This window comes from Citrobacter sp. HN-141, assembly GCF_033341895.1.
Classification (GTDB): domain Bacteria; phylum Pseudomonadota; class Gammaproteobacteria; order Enterobacterales; family Enterobacteriaceae; genus Citrobacter.
Genome location: NZ_JAWPBF010000016.1, coordinates 45,499 through 60,892 on the forward strand (window position 1 = coordinate 45,499; position 15,394 = coordinate 60,892).

A 15,394-nucleotide genomic window follows, 5' to 3' on the forward strand; every position below is an offset into this window, starting at 1 on the left:
GTTCCCGAGCGGCCAAAGGGAGCAGACTGTAAATCTGCCGTCATCGACTTCGAAGGTTCGAATCCTTCCCCCACCACCATCTTCAAGCACTGCCTACAATTTGAATTACCCCTGGTGGGGTTCCCGAGCGGCCAAAGGGAGCAGACTGTAAATCTGCCGTCATCGACTTCGAAGGTTCGAATCCTTCCCCCACCACCATCACTTCATAAAATACCAACACAAAATCAATCTGCAATACCTCATATTCTTCCGATGTGGGAAGGATGAGAAGCTTCGACTAAGGTTCGATTCGAGCGTAGCGAGAAAGCGTTGCCGCAGGCAACGACCCGAAGGGCGAAGCGCGTAGCGCTGAGTCATCCTTCCCCCACCACCATCACTTCATAAAGAATCAACACACAATCCAACTGCAATGCCCTTTATTTGCCTGATGCGCTACGCTTATCAGGCCGACAGAGAGCTGGTGTCCGCGTAGGCCGGATAAGGCGGTTACGCCGCCATCCGGCGAACTGGCATAAAAAAACCCCGCCGAAGCGGGGTTTGGTACGTTGCAATGCGATATTAATGACGGGCGCGCACAATCTGATACTTACGTGTCAGATACTCGACTGGCACGCTCCAGATATGTACCAGACGCGAGAACGGGAACAGCAGGAACAGCGTCATACCTAATACCAGGTGCATGCGGAAAATGAATGCCACACCATCCAGATACTGAGACGCCCCGCCGTGGAAGGTCACCACTGATTGCGCCCAGTTCACCAGCTTCATCATTTCGCTACCGTCCATATGCTGAGCCGAGAACGGAATGGTCAGCAGGCCCAGCGCACACTGGATAACCAGAACAGACAGCACCAGAATGTCGGCACCCGTGGTCGTTGCACGCACGCGCGGACTGAACAGACGACGTTTCAGCAGCAGCACGCCCCCCACCAGGCACATCACCCCACTGGCACCACCGGCAAACATCGCCATCTTTTGCTTCACTTCAAGCGGTAACCACGCTTCGTACATCCAGTGCGGCGTCAGCATCCCCAGGAAATGACCCGCGAAGATGCCGAGGATCCCAATGTGAAACAGGTTTGACGCAAGGTTCATCCCTTTGCGATCCAGCATCTGGCTGGAAGCTGCACGCCAGGTATACTGACCGTAGTCGTAGCGTAACCAGCTGCCAATCAGAAAGACAGAACCCGCAATATACGGATAGATGTCAAAGAAGAACGTATTCAGGAAGTGCATTAGTTCTGTCCTCCGGTGGTGATGTTCAGGTACTGCGGCGCAACGGCCCCGGCAAAACGACGCTGGTGAGCAGAAATTTCAGACTCACCACATCCCTGGTCGGCAAAGAATTTCACCTGCTCTTCTTCCCAAACAGCATCCAGTGCCTGCGGCGTGTCGTCACGAACTTCATCCGCAATTTTTTCGGCCACTTTGTCACTGTCGATAACGGTATTCGCCAGTTTTAACAGCAGATCGAACAGCACCGCGTAACGGCTTTCGCGCTGTTGCAGACGCGCACTGAGCAGCGCCAGAATCGGGGCTATATCCTGCAAGCCACCTAACGCTTCGCTTTTTGGCAACTGTGCAAGGTACTCCAGATACAGCGGCAAGTGATCAGGCAATTCGCGGCTATCCAGTTGTAGTCCGTGCTGCTCATACTGGGCCATCAGATCAACCATCGCCTGGCCGCGATCGCGGGATTCACCGTGAACATGTTCAAACAGCAGCAGCGACGTCGCACGGCCACGGTCAAACAGTTCGCTATAGCTTGCCTGCGCATCCAGCATGTCCTGCGCAGTTAAATCGCGCAGGAAAACGCCCAGCGTCTGGGCATCCTCTTTGTCCAGGTTTTCAGATGACGCGAGTGCATCGAAAAGTTCCTGCTGATGCTGCCACAAGGCAGCATCCGGGTACTCAAGCAGACGCGAAACAATGACGAGTTCAATCATTGGTGCGGCTCCGTTTTGCTAGTCACATCGACAGCATCGATGCGGCGACTGTTGAACAGATTGAATTTCGTATCAGAACCGTGGCAACCATCACCGAAGGTGAAACCACAACCACTTTTCTCCGGGAATGCTTCACGCGCCAGTTCGCGATGGCTGCTCGGGATCACAAAACGATCTTCATAGTTAGCAATCGCCAGGTAACGATACATCTCTTGCGCCTGAGCTTCGGTCAGCCCGACCTCTTCCAGCGCACGGGTATCAACTTTACCGTCTACGGTTTCTGCGCGTTTGTAGTGACGCATCGCCAGCATACGTTTCAGCGCCCGCAGTACCGGCTGGGTATCACCCGCAGTCAGCAGGTTCGCCAGGTACTGAACCGGGATACGCAGGCTGTCCACGTCTGGCAGAATACCGTTGCTACCCAGCTCACCTGCGTCAGCCGCAGACTGAATTGGTGACAAAGGCGGAACATACCAGACCATCGGCAACGTGCGGTATTCCGGGTGCAGCGGCAGCGCCAGCTTCCAGTCCATCGCCATTTTGTATACCGGCGACTGCTGGGCCGCGTCGATTACGCTCAGCGGAATGCCATCTTTCAGTGCCTGTTCAATCACCGCCGGATCGTTTGGATCGAGGAATACGTCCAGCTGACTCTGATACAGATCTTTCTCGTTCTCGGTGCTGGCAGCGCTTTCGATAGCATCGGCGTCATACAGCAACACGCCGAGGTAACGAATACGACCAACACAGGTTTCAGAACATACCGTCGGTTGGCCCGCTTCGATACGCGGATAGCAGAAGATGCACTTCTCAGATTTACCGCTCTTCCAGTTGAAGTAGATCTTCTTGTACGGACACCCGGTGATGCACATACGCCAGCCGCGGCACTTGTCCTGATCGATCAGCACGATGCCATCTTCTTCACGCTTGTAGATGGCACCGCTCGGGCAGGTCGCCACGCACGCCGGGTTAAGGCAGTGCTCGCACAGACGCGGCAAATACATCATGAAGGTGTTTTCGAACTGGCCGTACATCGCCTTCTGCATGTTCTCGAAGTTTTTGTCCTTCGCCAGCTTCTCGAACTCACCGCCGAGGTCATCTTCCCAGTTCGGACCTTTGGTGATTTTATCCATACGCTGACCGGTGATCAGCGAGCGCGGACGGGCAATCGGCTGCGCTTTGCTGTCAGCGGGCGCGTTGTGCAGCGTCTGGTAGTCGAAATCAAACGGCTCGTAGTAATCATCAATGCCCGGCAGATGCGGGTTAGCAAAGATTTTACCCAGCAGCAGCGCTTTGTTACCCATGCGCGGCACCAGCTTGCCGTTGATTTTACGGATCCAACCGCCCTTCCATTTTTCCTGGTTTTCCCAGTCAGTCGGGAAGCCCGTTCCTGGCTTCGTTTCAACGTTGTTGAACCAGGCATATTCGGCACCTTCACGGCTGGTCCAGACGTTTTTGCAGGTTACTGAACAGGTGTGGCAACCGATGCACTTATCGAGATTCAGCACCATGCCGACTTGTGAACGAATTTTCATTTTACGCTCTCCTGTACCTGGTCATTGCCTTCACCATCCAACCAGTCAATGTTCTTCATCTTACGTACCACAACGAACTCATCACGGTTCGACCCTACGGTGCCGTAGTAGTTAAAGCCGTAGGCCAGATGTGCATAGCCGCCGATCATGTGGGTCGGTTTCGGCGTAATACGCGTTACCGAGTTATGGATCCCGCCACGCTGCTGGGTAATTTCTGAACCAGGCAGGTTCACAATACGTTCCTGCGCGTGGTACATCATGGTCATCCCGGCCGGCACACGTTGGCTGACAACGGCACGGGCAGTTAAGGCACCGTTGCTGTTGAAAACTTCGATCCAGTCGTTATCTTCGATGCCCAAATCTTTCGCATCGGCTTCACTCATCCACACAACCGGACCGCCGCGACCTAACGTCAGCATCAGCAGGTTGTCACTGTAGGTAGAGTGGATACCCCATTTCTGGTGCGGCGTCAGGAAGTTGAGCGCTTTTTCAGGGTTGCCATTGGACTTCTCGCCCATCACCTCTTTCACCGAACGGGTGTCGATTGGCGGACGATAGACCAGCAGGCTTTCACCGAAGTCGCGCATCCACTGGTGATCCTGATACAGCTGCTGGCGACCAGACAGCGTGCGCCATGGGATTAGCTCATGAACGTTGGTGTAACCGGCGTTATAAGAAACGTGTTCATCTTCCAGACCTGACCAGGTCGGGCTGGAGATGATTTTGCGCGGTTGCGCCTGAATATCACGGAAGCGAATCTTCTCGTCTTCTTTGTTCAGTGCCAGATGCGTATGGTCACGGCCGGTAAATTCACTCAGCGCAGCCCAGGCTTTAACGGCGACCTGGCCATTCGTTTCCGGTGCCAGCGTCAGGATCATCTCAGCGGCATCAATGGCTGTATTAAGACAAGGTTGGCCTTTCGCCGGACCTTCTGCCTTGGTGTAATTGAGCTTACGCAGCAGCTCCATCTCGCTCTGGGTATTCCAGGCAATCCCTTTACCACCGTTACCGACTTTGTCCATCAACGGGCCGATAGAGGTGAAGCGCTCGTAAGTTGCCGGATAATCACGCTCAACGGTCATGATGTGCGGTGCGGTGACGCCAGGGATCAGGTCGCATTCGCCTTTTTTCCAGTCTTTCACGTCCAGCGGCTGCGCCAGTTCAGCAGCAGAGTCGTGCTGGATAGGCAGTGTCACCACGTCGGTTTCTTTACCAAGGTGACCGACACAAACTTCAGAGAATTTCTTAGCGATAGCTTTGTAGATTTCCCAGTCGCTTTTCGATTCCCAGGCCGGGTCAACAGCAGCAGACAGCGGATGAATAAACGGATGCATATCCGAGGTATTCATGTCGTCTTTTTCATACCAGGTGGCCGTTGGCAGCACGATGTCGGAATACAGGCAGGTGCTCGACAGACGGAAGTCCAGCGTCACCACCAGATCCAGCTTGCCGTCGAGACCATTATCCTGCCATTCCACTTCTTCTGGTTTCACGCCGCCCTGTTTACCCAGATCCAGTCCCTGAATACCGTGCTCAGTACCCAGCAGATACTTCAGCATGTATTCATGGCCTTTACCGGATGAACCCAGCAGATTAGAGCGCCAGATAAACAGGTTACGTGGATGGTTTTTACCGTTTTCTGGTTGTTCTGCCGCAAAGCGAATAGAACCGTCTTTCAGAGATTTAACGGTGTAATCGACGGGTGTCATCCCCGCTTTTTCCGCCTCACGCGCAATGTACAGCGGGTTAGTCCCCAACTGCGGTGCGGACGGCAACCAGCCCATACGCTCGGCGCGCACGTTGAAGTCGATCAGATGACCGCTATAGCGGGATTTATCCGCCATCGGCGACAGCAATTCTTGCGCTGTTACCGTCTCATAGCGCCACTGGCTGGAGTGGTTATAGAAGTAGGACGTACTGTTCATGTGACGCGCAGGACGCTGCCAGTCAAGTGCAAACGCCAGTGGCTGCCAGCCGGTCTGTGGACGCAGTTTTTCCTGGCCCACATAGTGTGCCCAGCCGCCGCCGCTCTGACCGACACAGCCGCAGAAAATCAGCATGTTGATCAGGCCGCGATAGTTCATATCGAGGTGATACCAGTGGTTCAGACCCGCACCGACGATGATCATCGAACGTCCGTGGGTTTTATCGGCGTTATCAGCAAATTCACGGGCAATACGCACAATTTGAGAACGTGAAACACCGGTGATTTTTTCTGCCCACGCAGGGGTATACGCTTTTACGTCATCGTAGCTGGTCGCGCAGTTTTCATCATTCAGACCACGCTCAAGGCCGTAGTTAGCCATAGTCAGATCGTAAACGGTGGTCACCAGCGCCGTAGAGCCATCGGCCAACTGCAGTCGTTTAACCGGCAGTTTATGCAGCAGAACGTTTTCCAGTTCGACTTTATTGAAGTGTTCAGTCCCTTCGCCACCGAAGTACGGGAAACCGACTTCCGCGATGTCATCCTGACTACCCAGCAGGCTAAGTTGCAGTTCAGTTTCGGCACCAGACGTACCGTCGCGCTGCTCCAGGTTCCATTTACCTTTTTCGCCCCAGCGGAAACCGATTGAACCGTTCGGCGCAACCATCTCGCCGTTGCTGTTAATCGCGACAGTTTTCCATTCCGGGTTGTTTTCCTGGCCCAGAGAATCGACCAAATCCGCCGCACGCAGCATACGACCCGCCGCATAATACCCGTCACGCTCTTCGAGCATCACCAGCATCGGGAAGTCGGTGTAACGACGCACGTAGTCGGTAAAGTACTGGCTTGGGTTGTCGAGATGGAACTCACGCAGCATAACGTGGCCCATCGCCAGCGCCATTGCGGCATCAGTCCCCTGCTTCGGCGCCAGCCACAGGTCGCAAAGCTTGGCGATTTCTGCATAGTCCGGCGTAATCGCGACAGTTTTGGTCCCTTTGTAGCGAACTTCTGTGAAGAAGTGCGCATCCGGGGTACGGGTCTGCGGTACGTTAGAACCCCAGGCGATGATGTAGCTGGAGTTGTACCAGTCAGCAGATTCCGGTACGTCAGTCTGCTCGCCCCAGGTCTGCGGAGAGGCAGGCGGCAGGTCGCAGTACCAGTCGTAGAAGCTCAGACAGGTACCGCCAATCAGTGACAAGTAACGAGCACCGGAAGCATAAGAAACCATCGACATTGCCGGGATCGGTGAGAAACCCGCCACGCGGTCAGGACCGTAGGTTTTCACGGTATAGACGTTAGATGCCGCAATCAGTTCGTTGACTTCCTGCCAGGAAGAACGGACAAACCCGCCACGACCACGCGCTTGTTTGAAGCTTTTTGCTTTATCGGCGTCTTCGATGATGGAGGCCCAGGCATCAACGGGATCGCTGTGCAGTCTTTTCGCTTCACGCCACATCTTCATCAGACGTTTGCGCATCAGCGGATATTTGAGGCGGTTAGCGCTGTAGAGATACCAGGAATAGCTTGCACCACGCGGGCAGCCGCGAGGTTCGTGGTTTGGCAGATCAGGACGAGTACGCGGGTAGTCAGTTTGCTGGGTTTCCCAGGTTACCAGACCATTTTTCACGTAGATTTTCCAGCTGCATGAGCCGGTGCAGTTTACGCCGTGGGTTGAACGCACGACTTTGTCATGCTGCCAGCGCTGGCGGTATCCATCCTCCCAGTCCCTGTTGGTGTTGAGAAGCTGGCCGTGCCCATCGGCAAAGGTTTCGCCCTTCTGTTTGAAGTAGCGAAACCGGTCCAGGAATTTACTCATCGGTTTTCTCCTGTAGGAGCCTGACGGCTCTCTGATAAATCGACATTGCTTGATTGGGAGTGAAGGTAACGCTCTGAAAGGGCGTGATAATTGATAACGATCAAGGCAGACAGGGATGAAAATAGGTGGTTAATTTCCGTATACCCCTTAAGTATGATACTGATATTAAATATAATTTATTGATTTATATATAGATTTCTAAAACAACTTCTCGTGCAAATGTTAAATTCTTTACAAGTGGGTATTAAGGGGTATCCCCCCTGCTTAGCATATCCCTGGCGCTACTCTCACAGGCTGTTGTCATGTCACAATACAAAAGTATGTTGTAACTAATTCAAGGCAAAAAAAAGCGCGGTCTAACACCGCGCAATGGATAATCAACCTACACTTCATCCTTTAAACTGCTTCTGCGTTGGCTGCGCTCGTTCTCCCCAGCCACTCACTTCAGTAAGTTCCTGGGGATTTCTCACTTGCCTGCCTTGATGCAGCTCGAAGGATTTTGTGTATACAACTTTTTTATTTTTTAGAATGACGTCCGTATACCACCCAGGTGATAACCACGCAGGCGACATAGAAGATCAGGAACACTTTCATCGCATCAACCGGCGAGCCCGTTAATGCCAAAGACGTACCAAACGCTTTCGGAATAAAGAAGCCGCCAATCGCGCCAATCGCTGAGATAAAGCCCAGCGCCGCTGCTGTGTCAGTCGCTGCCTCACGCATCGCTTTCTCTTCAGAACCGCCTTCCGCTTTCACCCTGTCCATTGTCAGCTTACGGAAGATGACAGAGATCATCTGGAAGGTTGAGCCACTACCCAGACCAGCCGTCAGGAACAGTGCCAGGAATACCGCGAAGAAGGCAATAAAGTTACCACCTACCCCATCGGTTGGCAGGGTCAGGAACAGTAAGGCGCTGAAGACGGCCATCAACACGAAGTTAACCAATGTCACGCGTGTTCCGCCCAGACGGTCGGAGATTGCCCCGCCGGCAGAACGCGCCAGTGCGCCAATCAGCGGGCCAAAGAAGGCGTAATGCAGGATCTGCACGTCCGGGAACTGCGTTTTTGACAGCATCGCGAAACCGGCGGAGAAACCGATAAAGGAGCCGAAGGTTGCCAGATACAGCAGGCTCATAATCCACAGATGCCCGCGTTTGAGCACCGGCAATTGCTCTTTCAGCGACGCTTTAGATGTCGCCAGTTCGTTCATACCAAACCACGCGGCCAGCGTCATCACCGCCAGGAACGGCACCCAAATCCACGCCGCGTTGGCCAGATACAGCTGCGAGCCATCCGGTTGTTCAACGCCGTGGCTGCCAAAAGCGGCGAAGATGGACAAGGAGACCACCAGCGGCGCAACCAACTGCATCACGCTGACGCCCATGTTACCCAAACCACCGTTCAGGCCCAGCGCACCGCCCTGTTTCTGTTTCGGGAAGAAGAAACTGATGTTCGCCATACTGGAGGCAAAGTTTGCCCCGGCAAAGCCGCACAGCAGGGAGATAATAATAAAGGTACTGAACGGCGTGGTGGTATCCTGCACCGCAAAGCCTAACCAGACGCAGGGGATTATCAGGATACCGGTGCTGAATGCCGTCCAGCGACGTCCACCAAACAGGGGAACCATAAAGGAGTACGGGACGCGCAGCAGCGCGCCGGAAACCGACGGTAATGCCGTCAGCATAAACAGCTGCTCGGTGGTAAAGTTGAAGCCAACCTTCGGTAAGTTCACCGCCACGGCGCTAAATAACATCCATACGCAAAATGCCAGCAGCAGACAAGGGACGGAAATCCACAGGTTGCGGCTGGCAATACGATGACCTCTTTGTTGCCAAAAGGCGGGATCTTCCGGCCGCCATTCTGTAATTACAGATCCAGATGCCCTTTCCGGGGCAGATGAGTGACTCATAGACACCTCTGATACTTGTTTCGATGCCTGCAACATTAGGGTTTACAGCCGGGGGTAAGTTGATATAAATCAAAGGAAAAGGTGTCATTATTAACGTCTAAAATTTATCATTACCCTAAATGAGTACATAACTTCGGTAAAAAAGATGTGGTTTTTCACGCTTCTGTCGCACCCTACTCCCCGACGTCCGGGATCTCCCCCCCCCCGTCGGCAATTAAGGGGTAGCCCGTTTGAGGTATGGGTATACTCCAGTGTATCGCTGAGAATAGCGGCACTGCCTGCAGCAGAATCGTCATTCAATAAGGTTTTCTGCGCACTGAAAACCCGAAGGAAGAAGTCACATGTTTAAACGTTGTCTTTCCCCGCTTACGCTGGTTAACCAGGTGGCGCTGATTGTTTTACTGTCTACCGCGCTTGGCGTGGCGGGTATGGCTGTCTCCGGTTGGCTGGTACAAGGCATTCAGGGTAGCGCTCACGCAATCAATAAAGCCGGCTCGCTACGTATGCAGAGCTACCGTTTGCTGGCTGCCGTACCGCTGGATGCCAGCGATCAACCGCTGCTGGATGAAATGGAACAAACAGCGTTTAGCCCTGAACTGACTCGTGCCGCAAAACGCGACGGCCAGCAGGCCCAGTTAAAGGCATTGCAGGATTACTGGCACACCGAACTGGCACCTGGGCTGAAACATGCACAAACGGGTAATGCGGTGGCCGACGACGTTTCACGCTTTGTGACCGGACTGGATAAGCTGGTTACCGCCTTTGACCATACCACGGAGTTGCGTATTGAACGCGTCGTTATGCTGCATCGCCTGATGGCAGTATTTATGGCTCTGCTGTTGGTCTTTACGATTATCTGGCTGCGCGTACGTCTGTTGCAGCCATGGAAACAACTACTGGCGATGGCGCGCGCCGTCAGCCAGCGTGATTTTACGCAACGTGCGCATATCAGCGGACGTAATGAGATGGCGGCACTGGGTTCGGCGCTGAACAATATGTCCGAAGAACTGGCCGAAAGTTACGCCGTACTGGAACAGCGGGTGCAGGAAAAAACGGCAGGTCTGGAACATAAAAACCAGATCCTCTCTTTCCTGTGGCAAGCCAACCGCCGTCTGCACTCACAAATACCGTTGTGTGAGCGGCTTTCACCGGTACTCAATGGGTTGCAAAATTTAACGCTGCTCCACGATATTGAGTTGCGGGTTTATGACCTGGAAGATGAAGATAATCATCAGGAATTTACCTGTCAGTCGAATGCCAGTTGCGATGAAAAAGGTTGTCATCTGTGCCCACGAGGCACGCTGCCCGCCATTGAAGGTGGCATTACGCTGAAATGGCGGCTGACCGATGCGCATACCCAGTACGGTATTCTGCTCGCCACCTTACCGTACGGGCGCCATCTCAGTCACGATCAGCAGCAACTGGTCGATACTCTGGTTGAACAACTCACCGCAACACTGGCGCTGGACAGACACCAGGAACGTCAGCAGCAGTTGATCGTGATGGAAGAGCGTGCCACCATTGCTCGCGAACTCCATGATTCTATTGCACAATCGCTCTCCTGTATGAAGATGCAGGTCAGCTGTTTGCAGATGCAGGGCGACGCGCTCCCGGAAAACAGTCGTGAGTTGCTAAGTCAGATTCGTAACGAGCTGAACGCCTCCTGGGCACAGCTACGTGAATTGTTGACGACCTTCCGTTTGCAGTTGACTGAGCCTGGGTTGCGGCCTGCGCTGGAAGCCAGTTGCCAGGAATACAGCGCTCGCTTTGGTTTTACGGTGAAGCTGGATTATCAGCTGCCGCCGCGCCTGGTCCCTTCACATCAGGCGATCCACCTGTTGCAGATTGCCCGTGAGGCCCTAAGTAATGCGCTTAAACACTCTCAGGCCAATGAAGTGATCGTGACGGTGGTGCAAAATGGCAAACAGGTCAAATTGACCGTTCAAGATAACGGCTGCGGCGTACCGGAAAACGCCGAACGCAGTAACCACTACGGCATGATTATAATGCGCGACCGTGCGCAGAGCTTGCGCGGCGATTGCCGTGTACGCCGTCGAGAGACAGGCGGTACCGAAGTTGCTGTCACTTTTATTCCCGAAACAAACTTCACAGAAGTCCAAGGAGATACCCATGAGTAATCTGGAACCGGCAACCATCCTGTTGATCGACGATCATCCGATGCTGCGCACCGGTGTAAAACAGCTTGTCAGCATGGCGTCCGATATCACCGTGGTCGGCGAAGCCAGTAATGGCGAGCAGGGTATCGAGCTGGCTGAATCCCTTGATCCCGATCTGATCCTGTTAGATCTCAACATGCCGGGTATGAACGGTCTGGAAACGCTTGATAAGCTTCGCGAGAAATCGCTGTCCGGACGCATCGTCGTTTTCAGTGTTTCCAACCATGAAGAAGACGTAGTGACCGCCCTGAAACGCGGTGCTGACGGCTATCTGTTGAAAGACATGGAGCCAGAAGATCTACTGAAAGCGTTGCAACAGGCTGCCGCCGGCGAAATGGTACTGAGCGAAGCCTTAACCCCGGTTCTGGCCGCCAGCCTGCGTGCAAACCGTGCGACCTCCGATCGTGATGTGACTCAGTTGACGCCGCGTGAACGCGATATTCTGAAGCTTATCGCCCAGGGTCTGCCTAACAAGATGATTGCGCGCCGCCTCGACATCACCGAAAGCACGGTGAAAGTGCATGTGAAGCATATGCTGAAGAAAATGAAGCTTAAATCACGCGTTGAAGCCGCGGTATGGGTGCACCAGGAACGCATCTTCTGATAACGCGAGTATTAACGAGGATCATTTCCCGAAACGGCATTAAACGGTTCGGCCAGTGATAGCGTGATCTCATTGGAAGAGACACGCTGGCCCTGCTCGTCTTCCACAACGACAGAGAGCCGCCAACGGTTGGTTGCTCCTTCACTGCTATCCCACTTCGGCATAATAATCGTCCAGCCCTGCGCACTGCGAGGATGGCTTCCGGCCGTTAAACTCAATGCTTGCGTGTCTCCCTGCCATGTCAGATGGCGGATGCCATACTGACTACGCACCTGCAATTTCAACGCTACCGTCTCGCCGGGTTTCAGATCCCACGGCGGTGTTGTCAGAAATACAGATAAGGTTTTACGCTGGCGATATTCCAGCGTTGGCAGGCTGTTACGCTGAGGATCGTCATAACGGCTCCCGCGCAGCGATCGGCTGCTTGCAACTTCACTCACCATTAACTGTTTTTTTAGCGGAACGCCAAAACGATAATTGAGGGTCAATCCCAGATTATTTTGGCTTATCCCGCTTTCGCCCTGTTTATGCTGCGCGGTCACCGTAATCAACGGCACTGACGTATAGCTCAGTCCCAAATTTACCGCCACCGGGTTGCGGTAGCCCGTTCCCGAGTGGAAAAGGTCCACCCGATCGCCAAAATATTGCTCGACGCTGACGCTGGTATTGAGATGCTCATAAAAGGGTAGCCGCATCAACGCGGTAAGGTCGTAGCCCCGCGCCATCCTTTGTTCCTGTGTTGAAGAATGATTCTGCCACGAGGAAAACGGCTGGTAGTAGTTCGCAGATAGCCGCAGATACTCTCCCCACGCCTCGGCGCCAAACCCGCCGCGCGGCAGATTCTCATCCAGCAGGTTATCGTAAAAGGTGTTGTAGCCCAGCAACCAACCGTCGCGTACCCAGCGTTGTCCAATCCCCGCATTACTCACCAGCCCTTCGTCACGTTGGGTAAGCCCCAACTGACTCCAGGTCAGAAAGCGTTGATTATCCTGCCACGGAATAAACCAGCTTCCCCGACTGCCGGTAAAACTGCCTTCATTATCCACCTGCAGCCCAACGCTGGCATTCCCCCACGGAGAAAGCCAGGATTCAAGCTGTTGATTTACCTGCTCACTGACCGTGTCGCGAACCTGACCAAATGCAAACTGTTTGGCTTGCTCGCCAGTATCAAGTCCGTTATCGATCATGCTGGCTTCACCAAAAGCTTTGACCACTTCAGCGAACTGTTTTTCGCCCGCGCGTGATTCTGGCGCCATACCGAGGTCTGGCAAGCCATCATTGTTGTTATCGAAAGGGTTTTCAGCACGCTGCATGAAGGAAGACTGCGCACTGGCAGTACCTCCTGCCAGCAGCAAGAGTGTGAATACAGCACAAAAAGCGTGAAAATAACGGCTCAAATCGTCAGTTGTTTCTTACATCAATAAATTATGGCGTAGTACTTAACCTAAACCATAACGCCTTCAGCCATGATTTACAGCCCTTATCCCCGTTTTCAGGCTTTTCTGACCCGGAAAAAAGGGGTACTTACTGATTTGCCCCTCCGTTATTTTCCACAGCAGACAACACGGAGTAACATAGCCGCTGGTAATTATCCCTCCCATTCGACAACAGGAGTCAAAATGCAAAAGATAGTGATCATCGCGAACGGTGCAGCCTATGGAAGCGAGTCGTTATTCAACAGTCTGCGTCTGGCCATCGCTCTGCGCGAGCAGGAGGGCAGCCTCGACCTGCGTTTGTTTTTAATGTCGGATGCCGTCACGGCAGGGCTGCGCGGGCAGAAACCGGGGGAAGGTTATAATATTCAGCAAATGCTGGAAATCCTGACAGCACAAAACGTTCCGGTAAAACTCTGCAAAACCTGTACCGATGGCCGCGGGATCACCGCACTGCCGTTAATTGATGGCGTTGAAGTCGGTACGCTGGTGGAACTGGCTCAGTGGACGCTGGCAGCAGATAAGGTTTTGACCTTCTGATGCCAACCCTTTCAGGCAAGCGTACTGAAAGTGCCGGAAATTTCCCAATTTAATCTCAGATGGGCGCGGTTTCGTTAAACGTAAGCTCGCCCTTTCAACCCTTTTAAGGGATTTTGTCATTTTTGTTTAACCGTTATGCCATTTTTTGATCAAAATCAGCATCCTGCCCCCTCCCCTTTGGTGTTATGCAATGAGTGAAATGTGAACAACATCACGCAGCACTTTCGACAGAAAGTACGTTGTTTTCAAGAACGGGGTGAAAAATGGCATTAGTGAAGGCAAGTTTGAAATTATTTGGTGGCGATACGGTGGTGGTACGCTGTTCGGAGCGTTGTCACATCCATCTGATGAGCGAGAAAAATCACGTCAAAGACACGCAGACCGACATTTTAAGCGTGCAGAATCGTGATAACGCATGGCTGACCGTACCCTATACCGGCGTCTGGAACGTGCTGATCGACAGCCACAGCCAGTCTCTGGAGCATTCAATCAGTTATATTGCAGCCTGATGATGTAATGCCCGAAAGCAGCTACGCTTATCGGGCACACAACAGATAACCCGGCAACGCTTAGGCAAATCCGGGTCGCATGACGCCTTCCGGCAGGTTCTCTCCCAACAATCTTTTGACCGTAATCACCAGATCGTTAAGACAGTCATCCTGCATCCCCAACTTCACCAATTCCTGTTCCAGCGAGAACAGATATTGCGCGTTGGTTCCCAATGGCCCACTGGCAGAAGCAATAAGCGGCGCGATAACCTGAGCACGGGTATCGGACTCAAACAATGGATGTCGCGGATCCATAATAAAGACCAGCGCACTCACCGTTCGGCCATCATCCAGCGTGAGCTGACACCAGGTTGGAAGATAACATCCGGTGATCATTTCACGCTTCCACAGCAGGGACAACTCTTGCTCCAGCGAGGCATCCGGTAAACGGTAAGCCACACCCGTAGTGCGCCCCCCCTCTTTCAGGGCCAACATCCGTCCCGGCTGACACGCCGTTCCTCGCCCTGCCGTCAGGCGTAAACAAAATGCGCGATGCCAGCCGACTAACGTCCCGGTACAGGACTCTTCAAACTCTAACGCCGGGTTCCACATCAACGATCCATAACCAAAGATCCACACCGGTCCATCATCTGGACGGCAGGCAAGCGTGGCGGCCAGTGAGGCTGCCCGTTGTTCCGCCGACCAGAGTAGTGATTCTTCAATATCACCAAATGCCGTCTTACAGTCAGCATTCAATAAAAAATCACGCGTTAACACCTTACACCTCCGCCACTGCGACTTCCCTGCGACAACTTTTTTGACGCCTTCCAGGCTTTTTTACTGCTCATTTTGAAACCAATACCAGGACAATAGGCAATTCACCGGCTGCATGCAAGGCAACAAAGGCTCAACGGCACTTTATATCCTCTTTTTATGTCCCGGTCTGGCGCGACCGTTAGCATATCATCGTGTGATATTTTGATTGATTCAGAAACCTAACATCTTGTTATTTAAATGCTCTCT

Annotated in this window: 11 protein-coding genes, 1 tRNA gene and 1 other RNA gene; 6 read left to right on the forward strand and 7 right to left on the reverse strand. The window is 53.2% G+C overall.

Annotated elements, in window-relative coordinates:
- Positions 1-113: 113 nt before the first annotated feature.
- Both RYZ59_RS18575 and RYZ59_RS18580 read left to right on the forward strand, forming a co-directional pair.
- A tRNA-Tyr gene (locus RYZ59_RS18575) sits at positions 114-198 on the forward strand.
- Between the two features lie 44 nt (positions 199-242).
- A non-coding RNA gene (locus RYZ59_RS18580) (RtT sRNA) lies at positions 243-373 on the forward strand.
- Between the two features lie 185 nt (positions 374-558).
- On the opposite strand, the gene narI is transcribed toward RYZ59_RS18580, so the two are convergent.
- The 5 genes from narI to RYZ59_RS18605 form a co-directional block, all read right to left on the reverse strand.
- The gene (narI, locus tag RYZ59_RS18585; RefSeq protein ID WP_045443634.1) at positions 559-1,236 is read right to left on the reverse strand and encodes a respiratory nitrate reductase subunit gamma; all 678 of its coding nucleotides are present in this window, start codon (positions 1,234-1,236) and stop codon (positions 559-561) included.
- Entirely contained in the window at positions 1,236-1,946 is a 711-nt protein-coding gene (gene narJ / locus RYZ59_RS18590) for a nitrate reductase molybdenum cofactor assembly chaperone (RefSeq protein ID WP_318049988.1), read from the reverse strand. Before narJ ends, narI begins: the two co-directional genes overlap by 1 nt.
- Positions 1,943-3,481, reverse strand: coding sequence for a nitrate reductase subunit beta (narH, locus tag RYZ59_RS18595; RefSeq protein WP_318049990.1), 1,539 nt, complete (start codon positions 3,479-3,481; stop codon positions 1,943-1,945). The genes narJ and narH overlap by 4 nt, the downstream gene beginning before the upstream one ends.
- Entirely contained in the window at positions 3,478-7,221 is a 3,744-nt protein-coding gene (locus RYZ59_RS18600) for a nitrate reductase subunit alpha (RefSeq protein ID WP_318049993.1), read from the reverse strand. Before RYZ59_RS18600 ends, narH begins: the two co-directional genes overlap by 4 nt.
- A gap of 516 nt (positions 7,222-7,737) precedes the next feature.
- Positions 7,738-9,129 carry a NarK family nitrate/nitrite MFS transporter gene (locus tag RYZ59_RS18605; protein WP_137381694.1) on the reverse strand — a complete coding sequence of 464 codons (1,392 nt, stop codon included), beginning with the start codon at positions 9,127-9,129 and terminating at the stop codon, positions 7,738-7,740.
- A gap of 341 nt (positions 9,130-9,470) precedes the next feature.
- Here RYZ59_RS18605 and narX point away from each other — a divergent pair, with 341 nt between their 5' ends.
- A complete protein-coding gene (gene narX, locus RYZ59_RS18610; RefSeq protein WP_318049997.1) occupies positions 9,471-11,267 on the forward strand; it encodes a nitrate/nitrite two-component system sensor histidine kinase NarX in 1,797 nt (598 codons plus the stop codon).
- On the forward strand, positions 11,260-11,910 hold the full coding sequence (narL, locus tag RYZ59_RS18615; RefSeq protein ID WP_061068018.1) for a two-component system response regulator NarL: 651 nt from the start codon (positions 11,260-11,262) through the stop codon (positions 11,908-11,910). The genes narX and narL overlap by 8 nt, the downstream gene beginning before the upstream one ends.
- Before the next feature lie 11 nt (positions 11,911-11,921).
- Here narL and RYZ59_RS18620 read toward each other — a convergent pair whose 3' ends face one another.
- Positions 11,922-13,307, reverse strand: coding sequence for a YchO/YchP family invasin (locus RYZ59_RS18620; protein ID WP_318050001.1), 1,386 nt, complete (start codon positions 13,305-13,307; stop codon positions 11,922-11,924).
- Positions 13,308-13,529: 222 nt separating this feature from the next.
- On the opposite strand from RYZ59_RS18620, the gene RYZ59_RS18625 reads away from it, so the two are divergent.
- Together RYZ59_RS18625 and RYZ59_RS18630 are read left to right on the forward strand one after the other, a co-directional pair.
- Complete coding sequence (locus tag RYZ59_RS18625; RefSeq protein WP_005126372.1) at positions 13,530-13,883, forward strand: DsrE/DsrF/TusD sulfur relay family protein; 354 nt, start codon at positions 13,530-13,532, stop codon at positions 13,881-13,883.
- A gap of 263 nt (positions 13,884-14,146) precedes the next feature.
- A complete protein-coding gene (locus RYZ59_RS18630; protein ID WP_042318612.1) occupies positions 14,147-14,392 on the forward strand; it encodes a DUF1883 domain-containing protein in 246 nt (81 codons plus the stop codon).
- A 60-nt stretch (positions 14,393-14,452) separates the two neighbouring features.
- Here the strand turns inward: RYZ59_RS18630 and RYZ59_RS18635 are convergent, their stop codons facing one another.
- The gene (locus RYZ59_RS18635; RefSeq protein WP_101743259.1) at positions 14,453-15,148 is read right to left on the reverse strand and encodes a gamma-glutamylcyclotransferase; all 696 of its coding nucleotides are present in this window, start codon (positions 15,146-15,148) and stop codon (positions 14,453-14,455) included.
- Positions 15,149-15,394: the final 246 nt, after the last annotated feature.